At 71.6% G+C, this 25251-nt stretch carries 24 protein-coding genes, 1 tRNA gene and 1 CRISPR repeat array; of the genes, 10 read left to right on the top strand and 15 right to left on the bottom strand.

Going from position 1 to position 25251, the window contains the following annotated elements; translation table 11 throughout:
- Window positions 1-12 precede the first annotated feature (12 nt).
- Window positions 13-1590, bottom strand: a complete 1578-nt coding sequence (locus AC1ROY_RS16505) for an ABC transporter substrate-binding protein (RefSeq protein WP_493149946.1) — start codon at window positions 1588-1590, stop codon at window positions 13-15.
- Window positions 1591-1709: 119 nt separating this feature from the next.
- On the opposite strand from AC1ROY_RS16505, the gene AC1ROY_RS16500 reads away from it, so the two are divergent.
- Window positions 1710-1784 (top strand) — tRNA-Asn (locus AC1ROY_RS16500).
- A gap of 821 nt (window positions 1785-2605) precedes the next feature.
- Window positions 2606-3366: a CRISPR direct-repeat array (repeat unit 29 nt; unit sequence CGGTTCATCCCCGCCTGCGCGGGGAACAC).
- Between the two features lie 74 nt (window positions 3367-3440).
- Here the strand turns inward: AC1ROY_RS16500 and cas2e are convergent.
- Genes cas2e through cas3 form a run of 8 tightly spaced genes read right to left on the bottom strand, consistent with a single transcriptional unit; the run spans window position 3441 to window position 11966 of the window.
- Complete coding sequence (gene cas2e, locus AC1ROY_RS16495; RefSeq protein WP_493149945.1) at window positions 3441-3776, bottom strand: type I-E CRISPR-associated endoribonuclease Cas2e; 336 nt, start codon at window positions 3774-3776, stop codon at window positions 3441-3443.
- Window positions 3757-4719 (bottom strand): type I-E CRISPR-associated endonuclease Cas1e, encoded by a 963-nt coding sequence (cas1e, locus tag AC1ROY_RS16490; protein WP_493149944.1) that lies wholly within the window; start codon window positions 4717-4719, stop codon window positions 3757-3759. The genes cas2e and cas1e overlap by 20 nt, the downstream gene beginning before the upstream one ends.
- 1 nt (window position 4720) lies before the next feature.
- The gene (gene cas6e, locus AC1ROY_RS16485) at window positions 4721-5401 is read right to left on the bottom strand and encodes a type I-E CRISPR-associated protein Cas6/Cse3/CasE (protein WP_493149943.1); all 681 of its coding nucleotides are present in this window, start codon (window positions 5399-5401) and stop codon (window positions 4721-4723) included.
- A complete protein-coding gene (gene cas5e, locus AC1ROY_RS16480) occupies window positions 5398-6120 on the bottom strand; it encodes a type I-E CRISPR-associated protein Cas5/CasD (RefSeq protein WP_493149942.1) in 723 nt (240 codons plus the stop codon). The genes cas6e and cas5e overlap by 4 nt, the downstream gene beginning before the upstream one ends.
- Entirely contained in the window at window positions 6113-7153 is a 1041-nt protein-coding gene (gene cas7e / locus AC1ROY_RS16475) for a type I-E CRISPR-associated protein Cas7/Cse4/CasC (RefSeq protein WP_493149941.1), read from the bottom strand. The genes cas5e and cas7e overlap by 8 nt, the downstream gene beginning before the upstream one ends.
- Window positions 7150-7683, bottom strand: coding sequence for a type I-E CRISPR-associated protein Cse2/CasB (gene casB / locus AC1ROY_RS16470; RefSeq protein ID WP_493149940.1), 534 nt, complete (start codon window positions 7681-7683; stop codon window positions 7150-7152). Before casB ends, cas7e begins: the two co-directional genes overlap by 4 nt.
- Window positions 7680-9293, bottom strand: a complete 1614-nt coding sequence (gene casA / locus AC1ROY_RS16465; RefSeq protein WP_493149939.1) for a type I-E CRISPR-associated protein Cse1/CasA — start codon at window positions 9291-9293, stop codon at window positions 7680-7682. Before casA ends, casB begins: the two co-directional genes overlap by 4 nt.
- 42 nt (window positions 9294-9335) lie before the next feature.
- Complete coding sequence (gene cas3 / locus AC1ROY_RS16460; protein ID WP_493149938.1) at window positions 9336-11966, bottom strand: CRISPR-associated helicase Cas3'; 2631 nt, start codon at window positions 11964-11966, stop codon at window positions 9336-9338.
- 764 nt (window positions 11967-12730) lie between these two features.
- On the opposite strand from cas3, the gene AC1ROY_RS16455 reads away from it, so the two are divergent.
- Entirely contained in the window at window positions 12731-12868 is a 138-nt protein-coding gene (locus AC1ROY_RS16455; protein WP_493149937.1) for a hypothetical protein, read from the top strand.
- Window positions 12869-12902: 34 nt separating this feature from the next.
- Here the strand turns inward: AC1ROY_RS16455 and AC1ROY_RS16450 are convergent, their stop codons facing one another.
- Window positions 12903-13061, bottom strand: a complete 159-nt coding sequence (locus AC1ROY_RS16450; protein ID WP_493149936.1) for a hypothetical protein — start codon at window positions 13059-13061, stop codon at window positions 12903-12905.
- A 294-nt stretch (window positions 13062-13355) separates the two neighbouring features.
- Between AC1ROY_RS16450 and AC1ROY_RS16445 the strand changes: the two genes are divergently transcribed.
- Both AC1ROY_RS16445 and AC1ROY_RS16440 read left to right on the top strand, forming a co-directional pair.
- Entirely contained in the window at window positions 13356-13757 is a 402-nt protein-coding gene (locus tag AC1ROY_RS16445) for a carboxymuconolactone decarboxylase family protein (RefSeq protein ID WP_493149935.1), read from the top strand.
- A 142-nt stretch (window positions 13758-13899) separates the two neighbouring features.
- Complete coding sequence (locus AC1ROY_RS16440; protein ID WP_493149934.1) at window positions 13900-15978, top strand: HAD-IIIC family phosphatase; 2079 nt, start codon at window positions 13900-13902, stop codon at window positions 15976-15978.
- On the opposite strand, the gene AC1ROY_RS16435 is transcribed toward AC1ROY_RS16440, so the two are convergent.
- Window positions 15963-16601 (bottom strand): nuclear transport factor 2 family protein, encoded by a 639-nt coding sequence (locus AC1ROY_RS16435; RefSeq protein WP_493149933.1) that lies wholly within the window; start codon window positions 16599-16601, stop codon window positions 15963-15965. The two genes, AC1ROY_RS16440 and AC1ROY_RS16435, sit on opposite strands and share 16 nt — an antisense overlap.
- A 108-nt stretch (window positions 16602-16709) precedes the next feature.
- Between AC1ROY_RS16435 and AC1ROY_RS16430 the strand changes: the two genes are divergently transcribed.
- Together AC1ROY_RS16430 and AC1ROY_RS16425 are read left to right on the top strand one after the other, a co-directional pair.
- Entirely contained in the window at window positions 16710-17282 is a 573-nt protein-coding gene (locus AC1ROY_RS16430; protein WP_493149932.1) for a hypothetical protein, read from the top strand.
- An 86-nt stretch (window positions 17283-17368) separates the two neighbouring features.
- A complete protein-coding gene (locus AC1ROY_RS16425; protein WP_493149931.1) occupies window positions 17369-17734 on the top strand; it encodes a hypothetical protein in 366 nt (121 codons plus the stop codon).
- A 7-nt stretch (window positions 17735-17741) separates the two neighbouring features.
- On the opposite strand, the gene AC1ROY_RS16420 is transcribed toward AC1ROY_RS16425, so the two are convergent.
- A complete protein-coding gene (locus AC1ROY_RS16420) occupies window positions 17742-19019 on the bottom strand; it encodes an MFS transporter (RefSeq protein WP_493149930.1) in 1278 nt (425 codons plus the stop codon).
- A gap of 154 nt (window positions 19020-19173) precedes the next feature.
- Here AC1ROY_RS16420 and AC1ROY_RS16415 point away from each other — a divergent pair, with 154 nt between their 5' ends.
- The 3 genes from AC1ROY_RS16415 to AC1ROY_RS16405 all read left to right on the top strand — a co-directional run bounded on the left by AC1ROY_RS16415 (window position 19174) and on the right by AC1ROY_RS16405 (window position 20409).
- Window positions 19174-19620, top strand: a complete 447-nt coding sequence (locus tag AC1ROY_RS16415) for an SRPBCC family protein (protein WP_493149929.1) — start codon at window positions 19174-19176, stop codon at window positions 19618-19620.
- Complete coding sequence (locus AC1ROY_RS16410; protein ID WP_493149928.1) at window positions 19607-19960, top strand: ArsR/SmtB family transcription factor; 354 nt, start codon at window positions 19607-19609, stop codon at window positions 19958-19960. Before AC1ROY_RS16415 ends, AC1ROY_RS16410 begins: the two co-directional genes overlap by 14 nt.
- 62 nt (window positions 19961-20022) lie before the next feature.
- Window positions 20023-20409, top strand: a complete 387-nt coding sequence (locus AC1ROY_RS16405) for a VOC family protein (RefSeq protein ID WP_493150206.1) — start codon at window positions 20023-20025, stop codon at window positions 20407-20409.
- Between the two features lie 159 nt (window positions 20410-20568).
- On the opposite strand, the gene AC1ROY_RS16400 is transcribed toward AC1ROY_RS16405, so the two are convergent.
- On the bottom strand, window positions 20569-21507 hold the full coding sequence (locus AC1ROY_RS16400; protein ID WP_493149927.1) for a glycosyltransferase family 2 protein: 939 nt from the start codon (window positions 21505-21507) through the stop codon (window positions 20569-20571).
- A 209-nt stretch (window positions 21508-21716) separates the two neighbouring features.
- Here AC1ROY_RS16400 and AC1ROY_RS16395 point away from each other — a divergent pair, with 209 nt between their 5' ends.
- Window positions 21717-23324 (top strand): hypothetical protein, encoded by a 1608-nt coding sequence (locus AC1ROY_RS16395; RefSeq protein WP_493149926.1) that lies wholly within the window; start codon window positions 21717-21719, stop codon window positions 23322-23324.
- Here the strand turns inward: AC1ROY_RS16395 and AC1ROY_RS16390 are convergent, their stop codons facing one another.
- Together AC1ROY_RS16390 and phnF are read right to left on the bottom strand one after the other, a co-directional pair.
- Complete coding sequence (locus AC1ROY_RS16390; RefSeq protein ID WP_493149925.1) at window positions 23325-24452, bottom strand: alpha-D-ribose 1-methylphosphonate 5-triphosphate diphosphatase; 1128 nt, start codon at window positions 24450-24452, stop codon at window positions 23325-23327.
- Window positions 24453-24454: 2 nt separating this feature from the next.
- Window positions 24455-25192, bottom strand: coding sequence for a phosphonate metabolism transcriptional regulator PhnF (phnF, locus tag AC1ROY_RS16385; protein ID WP_493149924.1), 738 nt, complete (start codon window positions 25190-25192; stop codon window positions 24455-24457).
- Window positions 25193-25251 lie beyond the last annotated feature (59 nt).

Genomic DNA, 25251 nt, shown 5'->3' with positions numbered 1-25251 from the left:
TCTCGCATCAGCCTAAGGCGCCGGCCTGACTCCCATCGCCGTCGTGACCTCGTCCGCGCGCGGCTCGAAGACCAGTCCGCGCCGGGCCGCCCAGATGTTCACCTGATGGTGCAGCGGCAGGAGCGGCAGGTCGCGCATCGCGAGGCCCATGGCCTCGCGGTAGGCGGCCTCGCGCCCGGCGGGGTCGAGCGTGACGAGGGCGCGGTCCAGCGCCGCATCGAAATCCGGGCGCGACCAGCGCACGACGTTGAAGGCCCCGCGGCCGCGCGCCGGGTCGAAGGTCGCGAGGACGTTGGCGAGCGGGCTGTCCGGCTCGCCCGTCGTGGTGCCCCAACCGAACAGCCCTGCGCTGAACTCCCGCCGCGGCGCCACGCGCCCGAAATAGGCCGCCGAGGACAGTGCCTCCACGCGCGTCCGCACGCCCACCCGCGTCCACATCTGCGCGATCGCCTGCAGGATCTGCGTATCGTTCGCGTAGCGGTCGTTGGGCCCGTGCAGCGTGAGGGCGAAGCCCTGCGGAAAGCCGGCCTCGGCGAGGAGGCGGCGGGCTTCCGCGGGATCGAAGGGGTCGGGCGGCAGCGCGGGATCGTGGCCGACGGCGCCGGCGGGCGCGAACTGCCCGGCCGGCACGCCCTGCCCGTCCATTACCTGCGCCATGAGGGCCGTGCGGTCGATGGCCAGCGAGAGCGCCCGCCGCACGCGAAGGTCGGCCAGCGGATTCGCCGCCAGCGGCCGGCCCTGGAGATCGGCGGCGAAGGGCGTGGCATCGCGGAAGCCGTCGAGGGAGAGGTAGAGCACGCGCAGGCCGGGGCGCGTGAAGAGCGCGAGCCGGGAATCGCGCGACACCGCGCCCACGTCGCGCGTGGGCACCTGGTCGATGAGGTCCACGTCGCCGGCCCGCAGCGCCGCAAGCCGGGCCGCATCCTGGCCAATGAAGCGGTAGGTCACGCGGCTCCAGGCCGGGCGACCGCCGTGCCAGTCCTCGTTGCGCGCGAAGACTGCCGCCTCGCCCGGCACGAAGGAGACGAGCCGGTAGGGTCCGGTGCCAATCGCGGCGCGGCCGGCGTTGAAGTCGGCGGTGGTGCGGCCTTCCGTCTGTCGGCGGCCGGTGATCGGCAGGCCCTGGAGCAAGGCGGGCAGCAGGGGCGCGGGGCCGTCGGTCTCGAATCGGACGGTCAGCGCGTCCACGACCTCGATGCGCCGCACTGGACGGGTGAAGTAGCCAAAGGAGGACGGGCTGTTCGGCACGGCGGGCGCGCGCTGGAAGGTGAAGGCCACGTCGTCGGCGGTGAAGGGCGTGCCGTCGTGGAAGCGCACGCCGGGGCGCAGGCGGAACTCCCAGGCGGTGGGCGAGACAGCCCGCCATTCGAGCGCGAGGCCAGGCGTGGGCCGCATCCCCGCATCGGGGTCGAGCAGCCGGTCGAAGACATGCTGGCTCAGCGCGGCATTGGGGATGAGGTTGTGGAAGTGCGGATCGAGCGCGGTGAAGGCACTGCCGACGGCGATTCCCACCTCCTGGGCCGCCGCCGGCGACAGCAGCAGGAGCAGCCAGGCCAGGAGGCGGGACAGGGATGACCTCGTGGGAATCACCGGCGCGATCCTGCGCCGCGGGCCGGTTGCGGCACAAGCGCGGCGCGTGTGGACCCTGCGACCGGGAGGCGGTGTTGCGCATCCCGCGAACGGCTGCTAGAGGCTCCCGCCCAAGGCGATCCGGCGTGGCGCAGCGGTAGCGCAGCGGACTGTTAATCCGTTGGTCGTAGGTTCGAATCCTACCGCCGGAGCCAGGGACCCCGAAACTCGTCAGATTTTGCAATTTGCTAGGCCGAAGCGCCTATCTCGGCCCCACCAGAAGCGGCGCGCTTGGAGTGGCTTTTAGTGGATGGTGATGGATGCCCGCGACGTGCCGCAGGTCGCCTGCCTTTCCGGATGCTCCATCGCACAACCCCTGTCGCCGGCTGCGACCGTCGTAGGGTCCGGCGCGCCCCTCGCGCACCAGGGCGGCCGCCACCTCGTTCCCCTACCGGTCGCGGACGGCCCCGGTGCGGCGGTCTGGTCGCAGCCGTGGCGCTCGAGGTTCAGGTCGCCAGCGATCAGCTCGGCGAGACGCTATTGGGCGGCGTGGGCCGCCCGGATATCGGCTGAGCAGCGGCTATGCATCCGGCGCGTCCAGGCCCTGATTGCGGATGCGTTCGGCGCCGCAGCGCATGGCATCATCGTCAGTCGCGATGCAGCGGCGCTGGGCTTGTGCGGCGAGACGGCGAGGAGGGCTGACAGGGCGAAAACGCTGGTGAGCAACTGCATGGTCTCCGAGATCGCGAGATCCAGGGTGCTAGCCAGGGGGGGTTAAGTAGCCCTGCCGTCGACGGCGAAGCCGTCTTGCGGTTGCGCGTCCGGCCGCTTCCCGCGCAACGGCGGGAGCATGGGTGGAAGGCGTCATAGGTGGAGGTGCTTACCATGCAGGATCGCCAGCAGCTCTCGAATGCTCGCAGCGACGCGAGTTCCGAAGCGCTTCGCTATCGGCTGCGCCAAGCCGGCGGTGGAGGCGTCGGTTCTTTATGCGTGTGCGGAGAATGCGCCGCCGCCAGCGAGGCCGGGTCGATTGGATCGGTTCATCCCCGCCTGCGCGGGGAACACGACCGCCATCGGCAATGCGGCCTCGCCGGCCACGGTTCATCCCCGCCTGCGCGGGGAACACTCGTCGATGGTGAGCGCGAAAGGGTCGTTCCCCGGTTCATCCCTGCCTGCGCGGGGAACACCACCAGCGAGTGTCGATCGGCGGCGGCTCAGGCGGTTCATCCCCGCCTGCGCGGGGAACACGGCGCCGCGTTCACGAAGGTCGAGCTGCAGCTCGGTTCATCCCCGCCTGCGCGGGGAACACGGCGCGGTCCTGATGAAGCGGTCGGTCAAGTCCGGTTCATCCCCGCCTGCGCGGGGAACACCGGGACCAAGTAGTCCGTACTGTCGCCCGGGTCGGTTCATCCCCGCCTGCGCGGGGAACACCCGCTCGAACGGCGGGTTCTCCTGAATAAAAGCGGTTCATCCCCGCCTGCGCGGGGAACACGCCGAGGCGGGCTGCAGGGTCGGGGGCTGGTCCGGTTCATCCCCGCCTGCGCGGGGAACACCTCGCCATAGCTCGCCTCCTAAACGTGACCCTCGGTTCATCCCCGCCTGCGCGGGGAACACGCCGCCCCTGACGGGCGCTGGCGGCGTGGTGACGGTTCATCCCCGCCTGCGCGGGGAACACGAGATCGATTATCGCGACACGGCGGTGGTGGCCGGTTCATCCCCGCCTGCGCGGGGAACACGCGATCCGGGCGTGTATGGACCTCGCCTCCGACGGTTCATCCCCGCCTGCGCGGGGAACACTCTTCCCAGAAGCATTTGATTCACAATCCAGATTCGACTGTCAATCAACCCACCGACTGGAACATCCGTTCTCGCTACCGGCCGCGCCGCCGCTGCGGCAGCGAGGCCGGCCCCGGCTCTGCCGGAAGTGCCGCCTCAGCCCCGAAGGAAACCAGACGAAACCCGTCAAGGTCCACCGGCACCCGCCGGTTCGCGCCGCAGGTGTCGAAGGCGAAGCCGGCATCCTCCGGCGCCGCCCAGGCGATCACCGCATTGCCGTTCTCGATATGGGCGCAGATCTCACCCCAGATCATCTCGCGCACCCGTCGGCCATAGGCGCCGACATAGACCCCCGCGCGCACTTCCAGCAGCCAGACCGCCAGCCGCCCCCGCAGCCGCGGCGGGGCGTTCTCAACCACGATGACCAGCATCGCCCCCGCCCTCCGCCGGCGGAATCGCCACCGGCATGGCCTCCGGCGCCGCCTCGGGCACCGGCAGACCGCCCGCGGCCAGCACCTCCTCGATGAGCGGGATCAGGCGGGCCAGCACGTCCGCCCGGCGGAAGGCGTCGCGGCAGCGGCGCCGCACCTCGGCCACCGGATCGAGCACCGGCCGCCCGTCGAGCGGCCGCCCCGCCTCGGCCGCCGCGGCCACCCGGAAGGCCTCCGGCACCACCGTGTCGAACTTCAGGATGTCGGCGATGTCGTAGACGAAGCTCTGCGGCTTGCCGCTGTGCAGGAAGCCGATGGCCGGCGCATAGCCGGCCGCCAGCACGGCCGCCTCCGTCACGCCGTAGAGCGCCGCCGTCGCGGCCGAGAGGCAGCGGTTCATCGTGTCGGCGCCATCCCATTCGTCCGGGTCGTAGCGGCGGCCCTCCCAGCGCAGCCCGAAGCGCTTGGCGAGCGCCTTGTACATCTCGCGCACCCGCACACCCTCGATGCCGCGCAGCTGGTCGATGGAGCGCCGCGCCGGCGGCTCCTGGCCGAAGCGCAGCGCATACATCTTCCGCACCACGCGCAGCCGCGCCTCGTCGTCGAGCGCGAGCCGCGCCTGGTAGAGCAGCCGGTCCGAGCGCGCACCGCCCGGCTGCCCGGCGGCGTAGAGCCGAACACCTGCCTCACCCACCCAGATCAGCAGCGTGCCGGCGCGCGCGGCCAGCGCCACGGCGGCGTGGCTCACCCGCGTGCCCGGCTCCAGCATCAGGCAGGCGAGGCCACCGATCGGGATGTGCGTGCGGATGCCGGCTTCATCGACCAGCACGAAGGCACCATCCAGCACGTCGAGCCGTGTCTTTTCGATGAAGAGGATGGAGGCGCGCTCGCGCATCGGGATCGGACGCGGCGGCGGCAGCCCGGGCAGCGCGCGACCGCTCATCTCAGGCCCGGCGGATCAGCATGAGGCCGCAGCCGAAGGCCCGCGCATGGCCGAAACCGCGCGAGAGCTGGGCAAGTAAGGTCGTGGGGTCGCGCACGGTCAGCTCGCCCTCGAAGTCGAGCACGCCGAAGCTGGCCGGCTTGCGCTGGCCGGACCGCGGCAGGCGGATGGTCTCGTAGCCGTCCACGCCGACCTCGCCCACCGGCGCGAAGCCGTGCCGCTCACCCTGGGCGGCCAGCCAGGCACGGCCGGCGGTGAGGACGGCGTCCTGACGCGATGCCGCGCGCTCGCCCCTGGGGATGTCGCGGATGGCGTTCATGACCACGTCGTGCCGCTGGCCGCGCCCGCCCTTCGCGCCGCGCGAGACGGTGGCATTGGCGCGCAGCGAGAAGCGCAGCCGTTCGCCCGCCTGGAGGCTAGGCTCGAAGGGCTTGGACTCCACGCGGAAGAGATCGTGCGCATCCACCGGCAGACGTGAGGAGAGGGTGAGGAATCGCCCAGGATGTTCCTCGCGCCACAGAAAATCGCGGCGGCGTTCCGGCCCGTCGGCGAAGAGGCTCCAGATGAGGCGATGGCCCGCATCCAGCCGCTGCGACGCCTCGCCGTCCGGCAGCAGCAGCGCGGCCAGCGACGCCGCCGAGCCGTCGCGCCGCAGGGTGAGGCGCGAGAGGTGGAGCGTCATGGCGCCACCACCGCCTCGGCGCGCAGGCCGAACTGCCAGCGCGCACGGGAGACCGGCTCGTCGCGCCGCCATTCGGTGCGCAGGATGCGCGGGTCCCCGTCGTCGATCAGGTCGGCGTCGAGGACGACGCGGCGGCTGGTCGCCGGGGAATCGGCCAGCAGCGGGAAGCCGGCCTCCCCGCCCTCGGCCTCGCGCCGCAGCAGCGCCGCCACGGCATCCTCGGCATCAACGATGGCGGGGGCGAGCGGCAGGCCGAGCGGGCAGGATTTCCGGCCAAGATAGGGCGTGAAGGCGGGGCGCTCCATCGCCCCGGCCAGCGCAGCGAGGGGCCAGCGGGCCCCCTCCCGCGCCCGCAGGGCGGCGAGGTGCCAAGCGCCGACGCGATAGTCGCGCCGCGTCAGCACGGTGTTGAGCTCCGGCGCGTCGAGCTCCTCGGCGCGCGTGCGGAAGCGCCGGCCGCGCTGCGAGGAGGGCACCTGGGCGGTATGGTAGTCGGCCAGCAGCCGGCCCGCGCTGCGGCAGAGCAGGGCCAGCCCGTAGCCCGCCGCCAGCGCCGACTGTCCCTCCTCGTCCGACCGCTCCAGCCCGAGGCAGGCGCCGACCAGCCCCAGCACCGCCGAGCGGGCCGGCCGGTCGAAGCCCGAGCGGCGCTCGCCCACCGCGAGGTCGCCGAAGCTCGCCAGCGGCGCGACCAGGGCGAAGGTGAGGAACTCAGCCACGGCAAAAGGCGAGGATGTCGGCGAGGCGGCCTTCGACGCCGACCTGCATCACCTTCTCGGCCTCCGGCGCCTGCCCGTAGGCCTGGTCGATGGCCTTGCGGAAGCCCGTCAGCGCGGCAATCGAGGCGTCCATCAGATCCTCCCCCTGCACCGGCCTGGCGAAGGCGCCGGCGAGGGTGCGTGGCTGGCGGTCGCCCTTCTCTGCCAGGACGTAGTGCGCGCGGCCATGCGCGGCGAAGCTGTTCTGCTTGCCGCGCGGCGCGGCCGTGGCCGCCGCCTCGGCCAGCGCGCCGAGCGCCGTAGTGGCCAGATCCGTCTCGCCGCCGAGGTTCCGGACCAGCAGCTCCGTGTTCACACAGATGTACAGATAGAAGACGCCGGAGCCGAAGGCCGCCTCGCCCACGAAGCCCGCGCCGGCATCCTCGGCCGGCGTCTTCAGGTCGTCCACGGCGGTGTAGTAGTCGTCCTCCACCGTGACGCGGTGGGTGGTGATGGCATGCGCGACCTGGGCGGCCGCCTCGCGGTTGAAGTCCGGGTTGTCGGCCAGCATGCGGCCGAAGAGCGCGATGTCGGCGGCCGTGTCGGTGCGCGCGAGGATCTCGTCCGGCTTCACCACCACCTTCTCGCCGGCGGCGAGCCGGTCGGCGAGCGCCAGCGCGGCCGTGCGCTCCTCCGGCGCGATGAAGGCGAGCTGCTCGGTGCGCGTGGGGTTCGCGTCCTTCTCCGGCTTCAGCTTGCCGAAGACGGGGGCGATCTCGCGCGCGATCCTCACCGCCTTGGCCTCGTCGGCGCCCTTGCCCAGCAGATGGTCCCGGATGGCCTCGCCGAGGCGCTGGGTGCGCTCGCCCATATGACCGTCGAGCGCGGCCCGGAAGGCCTCGGAGGTGCGCCAGGCGCGCTTCAGCGCCTGGGAGGAGAGGCGCAGCCGCGTGGCGCCGCCCACCACCGCAGTCTTGGGCCGGCCGAGGTCGTCGCGGTTGAGGTTGGCGGGCGGGAAAAAGGTGAGCAGATGCAGCTGCAGGAAGCGGCTCATGCGGGGGTTTCCTCGGTTTCTTCGGGGGTGTCGGCGCTGGGGGGGCCGGCATCCCAGTAGGCATAGGTCCAACGACGGCGGCGCCACTCGGTCCAGCCGAGCAGCGAGCGGGACAGATCGGTGACCGGCAGCGCGCCGCCGGCCAGGGCCACCATGCGGCGGAAAGCGGTCAGGCGGTCGTCGGGCGTGGCGGCCTCCAGCAGGCGGGTGAAGCGGAGCGGGGACATGAGCGCGGTCTCCGGCGCGTCCGGCCGATCGGGGCCGAGCAGCCGGGCGACGGGCGCGCCGCGCCGGTCCTCGCGGACGTACGCAAGGACCACGGCCAGGAGCGCGACCTTCGGCAGCTCCTCCGAGCCCTCGGCCCCGACCTCGCGGAAGAGGGCGATGGCGTTCTCGTCCATCATCGCCTCGGCGAGGCTGGCGCGGCGACGCAGCCGCGCCAGCGCGGCGCGGTTGCCGGGGTCGCCGGTATCCGGCTTGGGCTGCAGGCGCCACCACCAGAGGCGGGCCTTGCCGGGCTCGGCGATCATGCGGCCTTTCCTTTCCGGGCGGACTCGGGCAGCGGGAGGGACAGGGTCGTGAAGAGCTCCTTCCCCGCCTTGCCCCAGCCGGTGAGGGCGAAGATGAGGCTTTTCCGCGCGGCGGCGATGCGCGGGGCCTCCGCGCCGGTCTCGGGATCCAGCGGCGCGGCCTCGTCGAAGAGCGGAAGGGCGACGCGGCGCAGGCGGTCGGCCCAGGCGGCGCGTTCCTTCTCCTCGCCGCCCAGCACGCCGGGCCTTTCCGCCGCGGTGCGGAGGGCTTCGAAGAAATCCGCCTCGGTCGCGGCCCAGAGGCGCTCGCGCAGACTGGCCAGCCCCTCGGCGTCGAGCTTGACGGTGGCGCCGGGCGCGAAGAGCGCATGGCGAACGGCAGACCGAAGGAGGCCCGCGGCCTTCTCCGCCGCGTGTACCAAGGCGACGGCAAGCTGATCGAGGCGCCGGCGCTCCTCCGGCGGACCGCCGGGCAGCGGCATCTCCGATTCCACGAAGGCGCGGGCCTTCATGTTGTCCATGTCGAAGCCGGCGGCGAGGAGCCGGGTGTTCCGGCCCTCGCGGGCCGCACGCTGGCGGTTCTCGCGCCAGTTGGCGATGGCGGCGGCGGGCTGGCGCTGCCCCTTCTCCTCCACGACCAGGCCGAGCCAATGCCGATAGCCGATGCCGCCGGGCTGCGGATGCACCGGCAGCCAGCCCGCACCCGGCTTGGTCTGGTAGTGCGGCGAGAGCGGGTGCTTCCAGCCGGCATAGTTCGCCCCGCGCGGCCGCTGCCGCCAGCCGGTGACGCGGACCGTGTCGGGCATGCCGGTGAGGTCGCAGGCGGCGGGCGCGTCCAGCGCCTCGAAATCCAGCCGGATGCGGCGCGGCATGCCCCAGAAGGCCTGAAGCAGATGCGCCTCCGGCCCCGGCGTCACCACGCGGGCACCTTCGGAGGTGATGGTGGGCGCGAGCCAGGGGAAGACGTGCGAATGCTCGGACGGCGCGGGGGGCTTGCCGCAGGGGACGTTGGCCCAGAGCAGGTGCCAGAGGCTCGGGCGCTCGGGCCGGACCAGTGTCACCAAGGGACCGCCACCGCGCAGGCCCGTGCGGTTGCCGGCGCCGCCGGCGGGCGCCCAGGATTGCAGCGTGTAGAGCGCCATGGCAACCGCCGGGCGCGAGAGGCCGGCGACGCGGCCGCGCTTCACCAGGAGGTCCGTGTTTTTCGAGGTGGTGCTACCGCCCGGCGCCTCGATGAGCAGGCGCTCGACTGGCTCCGGATCGGAGGTGAGATCCTCGAGGTCCTGGAGGAAGCGCGGGCCGGGGCCGTCCAGGTTGAAGGCATGGGCGAAGGGGGCGAAGGCGGACTCCAGCGCCTCGGGCGTGGGCGGAGAGTGCCAGAGCTCGGTCCAGGCGACCTCGTCCTCCGGCGGGAAGGCGGTGGCGAGGAGGCCGATCAGGAATTCCAGGGTGGCGATGCGGAAGTCCGCACGGGGCCATGCGATGGCGACGACCGGATCATCTTCCAGAACTTCCACCATCTGGGTCGGACGGATCAGAAGGCACTCGCCCGATGCACGGCAGGCGGGAAGCCATGCCGCCTTTAGAAGATTCTGCGGTACCTCGACCACTCGCTTCCCCCTTCATACTCCTATTATTATATGAATTTTGAATTATTCTATGATGCTTCGAGAATAAATCAGTAAAAAACCAGTTCTTGAGTGATAGGACAAGGGACTACCGACTACACTCGCGCTTTCCCCACCTCCGCCGACCAACAGCGCCAGCCTGATCCGCGGCGAATCCCGCTCCCACTTTCCCCACCGCGCCCGCACCTCTTCCGCCGCCGCGCGATGCGCCTCCGGCACCTCCACCTCGCCCACCCGGTGCTTCGCCACTACCACCTCGGACAGCGCCCAGGCCCGCCGCGCGTCCGCATCCTCGGCATAGGGCACCACCGCCCCGTCCTGCAGCCGCGCGAGCCGCAGCGTGACCTGCTCCTGCTCCTCCAGCCGCGTCGGCGTGCGCTCCTCCGAGGCCCAGAGGCCGGCGCTGGCTGCGTAGCCTTTCTCGAAGTCCAGAAGGTTCCATTCGGCCTGGGCCATGGCCGTCAGGCGCTTCGCCTCGGCCTCCTGCGCCGCGCGGCGCAGCCCGTCCGGCTCCTCGCCCTCCGCCGCCGCCTCGATCAGCGCGCGCAGCCCCTCCGGCGCCGCGATCGCGCCCGTCGCGAAGAGCGCCCGCGCGCCGCGCCAGAGCCGGGCCGGGTCGCGATAGACCGCCGCCGTGCCGCGATGCTCCGCCAGCCAGTCCGCGCCCGGCGCCGCCACCGGCTCGGGCGACAGGATCAGCAGCTCCGCCTTCTCCAAGGGCCGGCCGGCGCGCCAGCCATGCCGCCAGAGCCGCCCCGCGCGCTGGATCAGCAGGTCCACGGGCGCGAGGTCCGTCACCATCAGGTCGAAGTCCAGATCCAGGCTCTGCTCGATCACCTGGGTCGCCACCAGCACGCCCTTCCGCCGCGCCGGATCGCCGTCCTTCCCGAAGCGCGCCAGCACCTCCTCCTCGATGCGCAGGCGGTCCACCATGGCGAAGCGCGCGTGGAAGAGCAGCGGCTCCAGCCCCTCGGCCCGCAGCGCCGCGGCCGCGGCGATGGCCTCGTCCACCGTGTTGCGCACCCAGGCGACCGCCGCGCCCCGCGCCGCCGCCGCGCGGATGCGCGCAAAGGCCTCCGCCTCGGTGCCGATCCGCGTCACGGGCACGCGCCGCGCGGTGCCGGGGCGCGGCAGGACCGGGCATTCCCGCACGCCAGATCCCGCGACCAGGCTCGCCAGCGGATATTCCATGGCCGAGAGCGGCGCCCTCAGCACCCCGAGCCCGTCGCGCCAGGCGTCCGACAGCCGCTGCCGCAGCTTCAAAGGCAGCGTCGCCGAGAGCAGGATCGCCGAGCCGCCCAGCGCCGCGTGGAAGTGCAGCAGCCGCGCCAGCTCCTCCTGCATGTAGGGGTCGAAGGCGTGCGCCTCGTCGATCACCAGCACCTTCCGGGCCAGGCCACGCTGGCGCAACGGCGCGTGGCGCACCGGCAGGACGGAGAGCAGCGCCTGATCGATGGTGCCCACTCCCACCTGGGCCAGCAGCGCCTTGCGCCGGTCGTCGGCGAGCCAGGCGGCGCATTGCGCGCCGGCGCTCTCCCCGGCCGGGTCCGTTCCCGACAGGTCATCGGGATCGGCCATGCCGGGCAGGATGGAGGCCGTGAAGCCCGCATCCAGCGCCGCCCGCCCATGCGCCAGCACCAGCGAGGGCGCGGCGCCCTCCGCGAAGAGGCGGCGATAGGCCGCGGCCATGCGGCGGTACATGGCATTGGCCGTCGCCATGGTCGGCAGCGCGACGAAGAGGCCGTCGGCGCGACCTTCGGCCAGTAGCCGGTGCGTGAGAAGCAGTGCGGCCTCGGTCTTGCCGGCGCCGGTCATGTCCTCCAGCACGGCGAGGACCGGCCCCTCCGGCAGCACGGCGTCGGCGGCCCAGCGCTGCAGGGGGGATGGTTCGCGGATCGCCGGCAGCAGGCGCGCGATCCCCCGAAACGGCGCGGCGCGGGCCGGCGCGAGGCCGCTCGCCGCTACAGCCTCTTTCGCCGCCCGGCGGGCCTGGGCCCAGTAGGCCGGGAGGTCTGCCGCCGCCTCGGGCGTCGCATAGGGGAAATGGGCGGAGTCCGAGCCGATCCAATCGGCCAGCGTGGTCAGGCCGGCGAGGCGCCAGGCCAGGGCCTGGCCATGGCGCTTCCAGAGTCTGGCCGTCACCGGCTCCGGCGCAAGGAGGTCCCAAAAGGCCTCGGCGCAGGTGGTGGCCGCCTTGCGGGAGTCGGGCCCGATCTGCGCCTCCGTGGGCCGGTCTTCCCCCGGCGGCCGACCGTGATGACCGGTCACGGTGCGGAGCAGGCTGTCGGTCCAGGACGGGTGCCAGCCGGGAAATAGGGGCGCGAGCAGGTCGGCGAGATGCTCGTCCCGCAGGAGGGCGAAACCGCTGGTGTCATGGCCGGGATCGGCGGGCTGGGATCGGAAGGAACCCAGCGCCCCGGCCGGCCAGGCCTGGGGCGCCTTGGCCTGAAAGGAGCGGGAGAATTTGCCGATGTCGTGCAGCGCGACGAGAAAGGCCTGGGTTGAGGCGGGCAAGCCCCCGACTGGATTTCCGAGCTCCATGGCGACGGCAGCAACGTCCAGGGAATGGCAGACGAGGGGATGAAATGTACTTCGCGAGTCCTCTCCCGGTCGCGCCTTTCCCCAGAACAAGAGCACTGGCTGAGGGAGGTGCATCTCGCCCATTCCTGCTTGCAGTCATGATCGACCATCGGGCTGTACCATGCACGAGCCAAGTTACAGCGGCGCGATACCGCGTCGAGGTGTGTGGAATTGCCAAGCGCGTTGTCCGACTGAAGATGGTGCCCCCGAAGATCCCGTCCGTCTGGTGAAGTCGGACCCGTAGTTTCCAGGTCCGCCGCCTACCGTGGCAAGCAGCGCGGAGGCCGCGACCGTCTTCGACGAGAGCTATCCGAACAACCGGCCCTCGATCTACGGCCTGAGGCCCATGATCGTCGTCAGCCAGATGGGTTCCTCGGGCAGCTTCCTCTCCGGCCAGAATGCCGCCGGTGAGCAGAGCCGGCAGTTCCAGTCCGTGTCCTGGCTGGACGAGCGCCGACGGATCCTCGGCCTCACCAACCGGGGACAATGCGCTCCTCGAGGTGGGCCATGCCCTCATCACCCGCAACGAGAACGTCCGCGCCGGCGCGCTGGCCGCGCCCTATTACGTCAGACGGAGCCAGGGACCCTCAGAAAACCCGACGTTCAGCGCGATGGGGCTTCCGGCCCACGAAATCGCCCGCAAACTTCACCCACGCAGCCCGATCGGGAGCGTCGTACAAACCTGCAACCGGATGCGGGAAGCCAGACCTCAATCGTGACTGCCCTGGCTGAATGACCCATCACCCCTCCCGCCCCCTTCCTCGAGCCTGCCGGTTCGCACCACTCGTGCAGCAGCGGGACCACCAGGCATCGCCATCGCCTAGGAGGGGCCGGAAGAGGTGAAGCCCAACCAAATCCGGCTCTATCTTGTCGCGGCTGTTGCGCAAGGAGATCCCATGTCCGGCTTTCGCCTCTCCATGATCGTCATCATCCTGACGATCATCGCGTTCGCGCTGGCGTTGGGGATCAGCCGGTAATGGGCCAGCGAGCCCGTTGAGCGATCGGCAATTCCTAGGTGATGATCCAGCCGAGCACGATGATCCCGAGCAGAAGGTAGCCCACCGCCCCGACCAGCGCCCAAAGATCCCCCTTGCCCGATCCCTCTTCCGGCTTGGAGGTCCGCAGCACACGCTCTCCTGGTGCTGGGTTGGTCGCGGCTGGATCGGCCATGGCGGGTCTTCCTGTTTTGGGTGCGGCTCTCCACCAGGTAGAGTATTCTTTCGCCTGGATCACCCTGAGCGGTTCTCCGGACTCCCGGCGGGACGGAGGTTTGGGGGAACGATCCAAAATCGGTCAGCGCGACAGCGCCTCCAGCCCGCGAATCCGTGACGGCCGGTTCCGGACTTGTCCGGAGCCGGGACGCGGTAATCACGACGTGCGACCTGCCGCGAGGCCGCCCGCGCGGGTGGATGACGTGCCCGGGATAAGCCTCCATCGTGACGGCGCATAGGGCACGGAGAAGACATGGCCGACATCACGGAAGACGCGATCCAGCAGGGCATCGACAGTTTCATGGCGACCTTCGGCCGGCTGCCGCCGAACTTCGCCCTGATGGCGGAGCACGCGCCAGGCGCCTTCGCGGGCTACGGCCTGATGCGGTCCTTCGTCATGCGGGACCGGGAAGCGGGCGGCGCGCTCGACCTCAAGACGAAGGAGCTGATCTTCGCCCTGCTGGACACCCTGGCGGGTCAGACGACGGGCGCCAGGAACCACGCGGCGGCCGCGATGCGGCTGGGCCTGACCCTGCCGGAACTGGCCGAGGGCCTCGTGCAGGTCATGATGGTCGGCGGCATCACGACATGGAACGTGTCGGGCGCGGAGGTGATGCGCCATTGCATCGACCTCCAGAAGGACGCTCAACCCTGATTCCCGTCGGGCCCGGCCTGGGTCCGGCCTCCATCATCCCGGCCGGGCGCCGGCCGGCGAAGCCGCATGCCGCGGTGCGGCATGCCGCTGCCCACGCCCGGCGCATTGCTCCATATTGTCCGCGAACAGGCAGGAACCGGCCATGGACACAGGATCGCTCACGGCCTCCCCGACCCCTGTGGTGCCGGATGCGAACAAGATCCTGACCGAGGAGGAGGTGGAGCGGCTGTTCCAGCTCATCCTCGAGCGTCCCAGCCGCGATCCCACCTATGTCAGCGGCACCGCCGCGCGGGCGCTCACCGCGGCCGCCTACACGCGCGAGCTCCTCGGCTCCCAGGAATTCAAGCGGAACTTCGAGACCCGGATCGGCATCCAGGAGGACCGCCCCGGCCTCGACGACGCGCGCTACAGGGTCCCGGATGCCCTGTCGCGGCCCGGGGCGCGCCGGATGAAGGTCGTGCTCATCGGCTCCTGCCTGATGGACGAATGGCCGAGGATCCTGCCCGGATACGCGGCCGGCCAGGGCATCGACCTCGCGGTCGACCACATGCCCTTCAACCACGCCTCCTCCCTGCCGCCGCTGACCGCCGGAGAGGCCGCGGAGATCGACTTCGCCATCATCCAGCTGCCGCTCCGCAGCGTGCTGCACGAGGGCACCTTCTTCGGCCTGCGCGCCGACGACCTCGCGCGGCACCAGACCGTGTTCCGCGAGGCCTGCGAGCGGCTGCGCCGGAACCTCGAGCAGGCGCTGGCGTACCACCGCGCCCATGGCCTGCGCTGCTACGTGGCGAACTTCCTGGTGCCCCAGCAGAACATCACGGGGCGGATGCTGCCGCGCTATTCCCTCTGCAACCTCGCCCATATGGTCGAGGAGCTGAACCGCCACCTCTGGACCCTGTGCGAAGGCAGGCCGGGCGTGCAGTGCGTCGACATCGACGCCATCAGCGCCACGATCGGCCGCCGCTACGTGCAGGACGACAGCGTGCTGCACAGCAACCATGGCGGCGTGCTCGTGCCGATCGGGCTCTGGCAGGATGCGAACCGCATCGAGAACGTGGGCGAGGTCGACCTGATCTACACCCGCCGGACCCGGTCCTTCGTGCAGACGGTCTTCGCGGAGGTGCTGGCAATGCACCGCACCGTGCTGCAGCAGGACAGCGTGAAGATCGTCCTCTTCGACCTGGACGACACGCTCTGGCGCGGCATCGCCGCCGAGCAGAGCCGGATCGGCCCGGAGATGACCGAGGGCTGGCCGCTCGGCGTGCTGGAGGCGGTGGACCAGCTGTGGCGGCGCGGCGTCCTGGTCGCCCTGGTCAGCCGGAACGACGAGGCGGTCGTGCTCGACGCCTGGAAGCGGCTCTACCAGGGCCTCTTCCCCATCGAGAACTTCGTGGCCCGCCGCATCAACTGGGCCCCGAAGGCCGGGAACATCCGCGAGATCCTCGAGGCGGTGAACCTGCTGCCCGAGAGCGCCGTCTTCGTGGACGACAACCCGCTGGAGCGGGGCGAGGTGCGCCAGGCCCTGCCCCAGCTGCGGGTGATCGACGCCCCCGCGGCCGAATGGCGGCGCATCCTGCTGTGGTCGGCGGAAACCCAGCGGGCCGAGGTGAACGCGGAGGCCCTCACGCGCACCGGCATGGTCCAGGCGCAGATCCGCCGGGAGGAGGAGCGCACCGCGCTGGATCCGGCGGCCTACCTGGCGGGGCTGGAGCTGCGGGTGGGGCTCGGCGCCGTCTCCTCGGAGGCGGATGCCGCCTTCGGGCGCTGCTTCGAGCTGCTGAACAAGACCAACCAGTACAACACCACGGGCCAGCGCTGGAGCCCGGCGGGGATGCAGCGCTTCCTCGCGGAAGGCGGCTGCCTGCTGCACCTCGCCGCGCGGGACAAGTACACCCAGTACGGCATCGTGGCCGTGGCGGTGCTCCGGGGAAACGTGATCGAGCAGGTGGTGATGAGCTGCCGCGTCTTCGGCATGGAGGTGGAGCGCGCGCTGCTGGGCACCGCGCTCGGCACGATCCGGAACTGGCAGAAGGTGGGGGCCGTCCGCGCGCGGCTCCGGCAGACCGGCAAGAACCGGCTCTGCCAGGACCTGTTCGCCGCGAACGGCTTCGTCCGGCTCGACGACGAGAGCTGGGAAGCGCCGGAGAAGCTTTCGCTCTACCTGCCCGCCCATATGCGGCTGGGGCTGGATGAGCCGGGGGGCGGTCAGGCGCCCGGCTGATCGAGGAAGGTATAGAGCGCGGCGATCCTGCCCTCGCGGAAGACGACCAGGTCCTGGCCGGTGACGACCGGCGGCTGGCCCGCCGGGCCGTAGCCCCAGCTCAGCCGTCCCGCATCCGGGATCGCCTGGGCCTCGCCCATCTCGCGGAACACGAAACCTGGCGTCGCCTCATGCAGGGCGATGACAGCGCGGTCGAGCGCATCTTGGCCGACCTGCCGGCCGTGCGGATCGGAGAAGACGCAGTCCTCGGTGAAGAGCTCGCCGATCGCCCTGCGGCGGCTTTCGCCGTCGTGATTGCCGAACACCTCGAAGAGATTGCGCCGCATGAGCGCGACGGGATCCGTGGCCATGTCTCGTCTCCTGGCTTCCATGGTTCCGCCTCCGGAAGGAAAGCGCCAAAGCGCCGGCGCCACCGGAAGGGAACCGCCTTGATTCTGGACATAGCAGACGACGCGGCCGAGCGGCGCATCATCGAGGCACTCATCGCCGAGCAGGACCGCGCCTGGGCCGCCGGTGATGCCGAGGCCTTCGCGGCCCGCGCCCTCCCCGGGCTGAGCTTCACCAGCATCCTCGGCATGTCCTTCGTCGGCCGCGAGCCCTTCCGCCTGCAGCAACACGCTCATCCTGCCGGCCTTCCTCGATGGCGGTCCGGCGCGGAGCGGAGGGCAACCATGGGTTGAAGCGGAGCCGAACCCCTGGCATGCCGGTCCAGGGAAGCGGAGGACACGCGCATGTCGGAGACCACCGAAAGCCCGCCGCGCCGCCGCCGCGGGCGGTGGCTCGTCCGGCTGCTGGTCCTGCTGCTGCTGGCCCTGGGCGCGGTGCTCGTCCTCGACGCCACCGACCGCCTGCCGCCGGAGCTCAAGCGGAGCTGCGAGGAGGCCGGGCTCTGCGGCCACGACATCCTTCCTGGGGCCCCGCGCGCCACGCGGCTGGAATTCCCCGTCGCCGCCAGCCCCGAGGCCCGGCAGGCGACACGGGCCCTGGTGGTGGCCGAGCGCCGGGGCGACAGCTGGATCCTGACGCTGCGCATCGACGCCCTGCCCGGCGCCCCGCGCTACTCGCTGATCCAGGTCCTCGCGACGCGGGAGCGCGCGCCGCAGGGCGCGCCGGCGGTCCTCACCCTCCACGACGAGAACCGGCAGCCCGTGGTGAACGGGCGCTGGGAGGTGACGGTGACCGTCCCCAACGAGGTCTTCCGGAGCCGCGACTGGGTGCTCCGCTACCGCGCGGACACGATCGACGCGCTGGCCGTCAGCGAGGATATCGCCCCCTACATCCGGCAGACGGGCGCGATCCGGTAGAAGCTGCCCTGAATTCGCCCCGGCAGGGCCGCGACCTCGTCGCAGGGCTGGCGTTACCCTTCCAGCCATCACACGAGGTCACGTCCATGGAACGCCTTTCGAACCGCCGCGCCCTGCTCGCCCTTCTGGCCGGAGGCGTCGCCATCGCTGCGGCCCCGGCCGCCCTCGCGCAGGGCTGGCAGGTGGAACATCACGGGCGCGAGGAGGATGGGCGCCGGCGGCAGCAGCAGGACGCCGCGCGCCGGCAGCAGGAGGAGCGCCGCCGACGTTCCCAGGAGGCGCATCGCCGCCAGGAGGAGGCCCGGCGCCGCCGCGAGGAGATGCGCCACCGCCATGCCGAGCAGGACCACAACCGGCGCGACGCCGACCGTCAGCGCCTGGCGGCGGAACAGGAGCGCGGCCGCGTCGAGGCGGACCGCCGTCGCATCGAGGAGACGCGGCGCTGGAACTGACGCCGGCTCAGGGCGCCGCGGGCGACCTTCGGGGCTCCGCCATCCCGGCGCCCTGCCTCGCCGGCCCGGACAGGCCCAGGACGGCGAGGAACGACAGCCCGGTGCCGACGGCGATGAGGAGGCCCGGGCTGTTCTCATAGCCCGTGCGGTAGACGAGCCAGGTCGCCGCCATCGGCGAGGTCCCGCCGACCAAAGCGAGCATGACGTTGTAGCCGAGCCCGATCGCCGTGCAGCGGACCTCGGCCGGCACCGCCTCGACCAGGAAGGCGGGCTGGGCGCCCAGGTACAGGCCGGTGGCCAGGACGAAGCCGAGCTGCCCCAGCAGCACGAGGCCGGGCTCCGGATGGTGCATCAGCCAGAAGAAGGGCACGGCGCCCAGGCAGGCGAGGCCCGAGGCGGCCAGCAGCACGGGCCGGCGCCCGATCCGGTCTGACAGCCATCCGCCGACGAAGATGACCGCCACCAGCGCCGTCATGCTGATCGTGTTGATGCCGAGAGCCTGCTCCGGCGCCAGCCCGTCCGCCGTCTGCAGCCAGCTCACGACATAGACGAAGGGCAGGTAGAAGGCCGTGCCGTTGAAGATCGACACGGCGGCGAGGCGCAGCACCAGCACGCGGTTGCGCCGCAGGCGCTCCAGCAGGGACAGGCGCTGCGCCGTGGCCGGGACCGCGACCTCCCCGACCTCCCGCCGCAGCAGGAAGCCCAGCAGTCCGACCGCGAGCCCGGCCAGGAAGGGAATGCGCCAGCCCCAGACGGCGAGGGCATCCGCCGGCAGGAGCGCGGTCAGCGCCGCGCCGGTCGCCGACCCCAGCAGGATGCCCGCGACCGCCCCGGCCGCGACCACCGCGCCGCTCAGGCCGCGGCGCCCCGGCGAGGCGTGCTCCACCACGAAGACGATGGAGGTCGTGTACTCGCCGCCCACGGAGAGGCCCTGGATCATGCGCAGCGCGACCAGCAGGATGGGTGCCGCGAGGCCCAGCGTGGCGTAGCCGGGCAGCAGCCCGACTAGGAAGGTCGGCACCGCCATCGCCAGGATCGAGAGGTTGAGCGCGGCCCGGCGGCCGAGCCGGTCGCCCACATAGCCCACCACGACGCCGCCCAATGGGCGCATGAGAAAGCCCACGGCGAAGATGCCGAAGGCCGCGAGAAGCTGCGCCACCGGCTCCTCATGGGGAAAGAAGGCGCGTCCGATCTCGGCGGCGAAATAGCCGTAGACGGCGAAGTCGTACCATTCGAGCAGGTTGCCGACAGCCCCCGCGGCGATGACCTTCCTCTGGCTCGGCATCCGGAATTCCCGCGGCTGTTCGCTCCCTTCATGGCCGAGCCGCGGGCGCGGCTCAATTCGGGAAATCCACGGGACCTGCATTTCCCGATATGCAACTAATAAGTTGCATATTCTCGACCGCCATGGCATCGAACAGGCAACCAGGAGGTTGCCCATGTCCGACCGCATCGAGAAGACCATCGATCTGAAGGCGCCCCTCGCCCGCGTCTGGCGCGCGCTCACGGACCACCGCGAGTTCGGCGCCTGGTTCCGCGTTGCGCTGGAATCCCCCTTCACCGTCGGCGGGACCGTGCGCGGCCAGGTCACCTATCCCGGCTACGAGCACCTCGTGATGGAGGCCAGGGTCGTCGCCATCGAGCCGCAGCGCTACTTCGCCTACACGTGGCATCCCTATGCCGTGGAGCCCGGCGTGGACTACGCGCAGGAGCCGCCCACGCTGGTGGAGTTCACCCTGCAGGCCATCGACACCGGCACGCGGCTCACCGTGGTGGAATCCGGCTTCGACCGCATCCCGGCGCATCGCCGCGACGAGGCGTGGCGCATGAACGACGGCGGCTGGGCCACGCAGCTGCGGAACATCGAGGCCCATGTCGCCGGCTGACCCGGCGCCGGTCTCCGCGGCCCCCATCTTCGCGGCCGCCATCTTCGCGGCCCTGGGCGACCGCACGCGGCTCGCGCTGATCGCGCGGCTGGCCGACGGAGAGCCGCGCTCCATTGCGACCCTCGCGGCGGACACGGAGCTCACGCGCCAGGCCGTGACGAAGCATCTGCGCGTGCTGGAGGAGGCCGGCCTCGTCGGCCACCTGCGCGTCGGACGCGAGAGGCGCTTCACCTATCGGCCCGGCCCCGTGGCGGAGGCGCGCTCCTGTCTCGACGCGGTCTCCGCGCAATGGGACGCCGCCCTCGGCCGGCTGCGCCGCTTCGTGGAGGGAGATTGCTGACCGCCCCTAGCGGGACCGCCGGCCCTGCCGCATGCTCCCCGGCGACAGAGGAGGACTTGTCCATGGTCAAATACGGCTTCGATCACATTCACCTGCGCACGCCCGACGTCGAGGCGACCGCCGCCTGGTACGAGCGCGTGCTCGGCGCGCAAATCATCCGCTCGATGCAGAACGGCAAGCCGCGCGTCGACATGAAGGTCGGCGGCACCGACATCTTCCTCATCGCAACCGACGCGAAGTCCGCGCCGGCGCCGGTGGCGCCCTATGCGGGCATCGACCATTTCGGCTTCATCGTGGAGGACCTCGACGCGGCCTATGCCGATCTGAAGGCCAAGGGCGTGACCTTCACCATGGAGCCCACGCAGCTCCGCCCGGAAATCCGCATCAGCTTCATCCGCGGTCCGGAGGACGTCTCGATCGAGATCCTGGAACGCAAGAAGGCGGCTTGATTTTTCTGCTCCCTCAGACGCCGGGCGCGCGCGCCGCGCGCTTGGCTTCGCCGCGCCATTGGAGTGCCAGGCACCCAAGTCGGTTGGGCGGCGCCGGCCGCCTTGCGGCCGGAATCTGAGGCGGCGCACCGATCTGAGAAGCGGTGCGACCGTGCGGCTTCAGCGCGGCGGGGGAAGCGCCAGGTAGGCCAGCCGCTTCATCTCCCGCCGGCCCTGCGTCACGGCCTCGAGCACCAGCCCGATCGCGAAGGACAGCAGCGCTGCGAGCATGATCGCCGCTGACAGCACCGCCGTCGGCAGCCGCGGCACCAGCCCCGTCTCCCAGAACTCGAAGACGAGCGGCAGGCCCAGCAGCAGCGAGAACAGCACCATCGCCAGCGCGGCGAGGCCGAAGAACTCCAGCGGCCGCTCGCGCCGGACGAGATGGCCGATCATCCGCAGGATGAGGAAGCCGTCGCGCCAGGTCTGCAGCTTGCTCGCCGAATCCTCGGGCCGCTCGCCATAGGGCGCCGAGATCTCGCCGACGGGAATGCCGAGCTCCAGCGCATGGATCATGATCTCGGTCTCGATCTCGAAGCCGCCGCTCATCGCCGGGAAGCTCTTCACGAAGCGCCGGGAGAAAAGCTTGTAGCCGGAGAGCATGTCGGCCGTCCCCGTGCCGAAGACGCGGGCCACCAGCCCGGTCAGCAGCCGGTTGCCGAAGCGGTGGCCCGGCCGATAGGCCTTCTGCGCCGTCTCGACCCGGGCGACGTTGACCATGTCGTAGCCGCCCTCCAGCGCCGCCCGGACGAGGCGCGGCGCGGCCGAGGCGTCGTAGGTCGCGTCGCCGTCCACCATGATGTAGAGGTCCGCCTCCACGTCGGCGAACATGCGGCGGACGACGTTGCCCTTCCCCTTGCGCTCCTCGCGGCGGACGGTGGCGCCGGCGGTGCGGGCGATCTCCGACGTGCCGTCCGTCGAGTTGTTGTCGAAGACGTAGATCTCGGCCCCCGGCAGGGCGGCGCGGAAGTCCTGCACCACCTGCGCGACGGTCGCGGCCTCGTTGTAGCAGGGCACCAGGACGGCGATTCGGCCTGCGTCGGGCGGGTTCGGGATCATGCCGGCGCTGGCACTACTGGACGGCCGGCGGCCGCGCAAGCCGCAAGGGGCCGGCGAACGGGCTCCACACTCCCGCGCTCGCCCGCCGGAGTGAACATGCATGTTCACGGTTTCCTGGACCTTCCTCCGATGGGCCCTCTCCGTCCCCTTTGGGGTTCTTCATGAGCCTGCTAGGGCTCCGGCTGGCCGTGGCACCGGGGAGTCGAGGCATGGACATGTCGTGGCGCGGCCTGCGCGCCTGGGTGGAACGCGGCGGGATCGGGCCGCAGGCCCTGCTGCTCGCCCTCCTCTGCGGGCTGGCCGGCTTCCAGTCCGTCCGCCTCGGCACGGATTCCAACTGGGACCTGCGGAACTACCACCTCTACACGGCCTTCGCCTTCCTGCACGGGCGGCTGGGCTTCGACCTGGTGCCGGCGCAGTTCCAGACCTTCTTCAACCCGCTGCCGAACCTGCCCTATTACGCGCTGGTCCAGGCCTTCAACGACCATCCCCGGCGCGTCGCCTTCCTGATGGGCCTGCCGGCCGGAATCTACGCCTTCGCCCTCGGCCAGATCGCCTGGATCATGGCGCGGCGGGCCCTCGGGCCCGGCTGGCCCGCGGCGCTCGCCACGGCGGTCGTGACGCTCATGGGCATGACGGGCGTGGCCGTGGCGCCATCCGTCGGCAGCACCATGAACGACGTCGCGATCGGCGCCCTCGTGATGGTGTCGCTCTGGCTCACCCTCCGCGCGGCCGACCCGCCGGAGCCGGAGCGGCGGCGGCTGAGGGTTCAGATGCTGCTGGCCGGGCTGATCTGCGGCGCCGCGCTCGGCCTGAAGCTGACCAACATCCTCTACGCCGCGCCGCTCGGGCTGCTGATCCTGACGCTGCTCGGGCTGCGCGCCGCCGTTGTCGCGGGCCTCGCGATGGCGCTGGGCTTCCTGCTCTTCTGGGGGCCCTTCGCGCTGCAGCTCTGGCGGGAATACGGCAGCCCCGTCTTCCCCATGTACAACGACATCTTCCGGGCGCCGGACTTCGCGCCGGTCCGCCTGTCGGACGACCGCTTCCTGCCGCGCGACTGGGCGCAGGCGCTGTTCTACCCCTTCTACTGGCTGCGGCCGAATGCCGGGCTGGTGACGGAGCTGACCATGCGCGACGCGCGCATCGCGGCCGGCTATCTCTCCGCCCTCGTGGTCGGCGCGGGGCTCGCGATGCGCGGGCCGTGGCGCGAGACACTGCGCGCGGAGCGGCCGGTGATCCTGTTGCTGCTGCTCTGCCTCGGCGCCTATGCGCTCTGGGCGAAGGTCTTCGGGATCTACCGCTACCTGCTGGTCGTGGAGAGCCTGTCCGGCGTGCTGCTTCTGCTGGCGCTCGCGCGGCTGATGCCGCGGGCGCCCTGGCGCGCCGCCGGCCTGACGGGGCTGGCGGCGCTGGCCGTCATGCTCACGACGAAGCTGCCCAACTGGGGCCATGTCCGCCACGGCGCGCAGGTGATCCGGCTCGATCCGCCGCCCATGCCGGCGGACGGCATGCTGCTGATCGCGGGCGATGACGGGCTGGGCTACGTGGTGCCCTTCCTGCCGCCGGGCATCCGCGCCGTAGGCATCTACAACAACCTGGTCCGACCCGAGCAGGGGACGGGGCTGGCGCGCCGCATCCGCGAGGCCATCGCGGGCCACCAGGGCCCCTTCCGGGTCCTGCTCGGCAGCGACCTGACGCCGGAGCGGGCCGCGCCGGTGCTCGCATCCTACGGGCTGCGGCTGGGGGCCTGCACCCGGCTCCGGAGCAACCTGGAGCCGGGCGGGCATGACTTCTGCGAGGTGGAGCGGGCGGGGTAGTTAGCCGATCCGGCCGGCCGCCGCCGGCGCCAGCCAGGCGAGCTCGCCCTTCGCGAAGACCGCGGCGAGCGCGCCCCCAGGCGTGACGAGCGTGACGTCGCCGCGCAGGCCCGGCGCGATGCGGCCGCGGTCCTTCAGCCCCAGCGCGTCGGCCGGGTTGGTCGAGACCAGCGCCCAGGCCTGGGCCAGGTTCATCGCGCCGCGCGCGGCCATGCGGAAGGGCGCCGCCAGCAAGGCGGGCCAGTGGTAGTCGCTGGCGAGCACGGTCACGAGGCCGCGCTCGGCGAGCGGGGCCGCGCTGGCCCAGCCGAGGTGGCTGCCGCCGCGCACCACGTTGGGCGAGCCCATGACCACGGCCTCGCCGGCCTCGCGCGCATTCTCCGCGACGGGCTCGGTGACGGGGAACTCGCAGATGCCGGCGCCGAGCGCGCGGAACAGCGCGCGGTCCTCGAGCTTCGCGTCGTCATGGCTGAGCATGGGGATATCGGCGGATTTCGCCGCGGCCGACATGCGGGCGCGGGATTCCGGAATCTCGCCGCGGCGCGCATAGGCGGCCTCGGCGAGGGCCTTGAACTCCTCCTCGCCCACGCCCGCGCGTCCCGCGTATTTCCCGAGCTCCTTGGGGTTGCCCAGCTTCTTGCGGATGCTCGGCGTGTGGTCGTTGAAGCCGAGGAGATGGACCTCGCCCGCCTCGATGGCGGCGAGTGCGGCGGGCTCGGCTTCGAAGTTGTCGGCCTCGAAGCGCAGGTGCACGCGCATCTCCGGCCCCGGCGGCGGGCTGCGCAGCGCGCCGAGCGTCGCCTCGAAGGCCTTCAGCGAGCGAAGCCCCGGCTCCCAGGAGAGCGTCACGCCGAGATAGGCCGTGGTGATGCCGTTCGCGAGCAGCTGCGACGCCGCGTCGCGCATGGCGAAGTCGGCGGCGAAGTCCACGTTGGGGCGCGGCTGCATCGCACGCTCATGCGCGTCGCCGTGGATGTCGATGAGGCCGGGCATGACCATCAGGCCCGTCGCGTCGAACCTCCGATCAGCGCCGTTGCCCTCGGCGATCCTACCCTCGGCCAGCGAGATCTCTCCGGCCGCCAGCGCGCCCTCGCGCAGGACGTTCCCGCCCGCAATGCTCCACGACATGCTCAGGACTCCACCACCAGCTGCGCGCGTCCGGCGGCGTAGCGCGTCAGCGTCGCGTCCACGGGCCTCCCTTCGGCATCGACATTGACCGCCTCGTTGATCAGGACGGGTCGGGAACGGGACTGCTGCAAGGCTTCGGCCTCCTCCGCCGTCGGCATGCGGGCGGTGATTCGGGTGATGCGGCGGCGGTAGTCCGGCACGCCGGACTCCGCCAGCGCGCGGGTGATGGACGGGTCTTCCCGGAGCAGCGCCATGATCCGGGGGAAGCGCTGCGCCGGGAAATGGTGCGCGCCGAGGGCGACGGGCCTTCCGTCGGCCATGGCGATGCGCTCGGCGAGGACCACGAGGCGGCCGGGGCGGATCTCCAGCAGCTCGGCGATTCGGGCATCGGCCGGGATCTCCGCGAGTCGCAGCAGGCGCCCGGCCGGCTCGCGGTTCTGGGAGCGGATGATCTCGCTGAAGCGCGTGCGCGGGCCCAGCGGATAGTCCAGCACGTCCTCGGCGACGAAGCTGCCGCGGCCCTGCTCCACGCGGACCATGCCGCGCCCCTCCAGCTCCTCCATGGCGCGGCGGATGGTGTGGCGGTTCACGCGGAAGCGGGCCGAGAGCTCGGCCTCGGTGGGCAGCCGCTCGCCGGGCGCGTGCTGGCCGGCCTTGATCGCGGCCTCGATGGCGGCGCCGATCTGGCGCCAGAGCGCGACGCCGGCCCCGCGGTCCAGCGGTGTCGTGTCGCGCGTCATGGAAGTTTCAACCAACTCGCAACTCCGGGGTGGCAGTTTCGGCTTGACCATACAGGGTC

The sequence above is a fragment of the Roseococcus sp. GW821-FHT12F05 genome (assembly GCF_058806835.1).
This window is presented reverse-complemented; position numbering and strand designations above follow the sequence as displayed.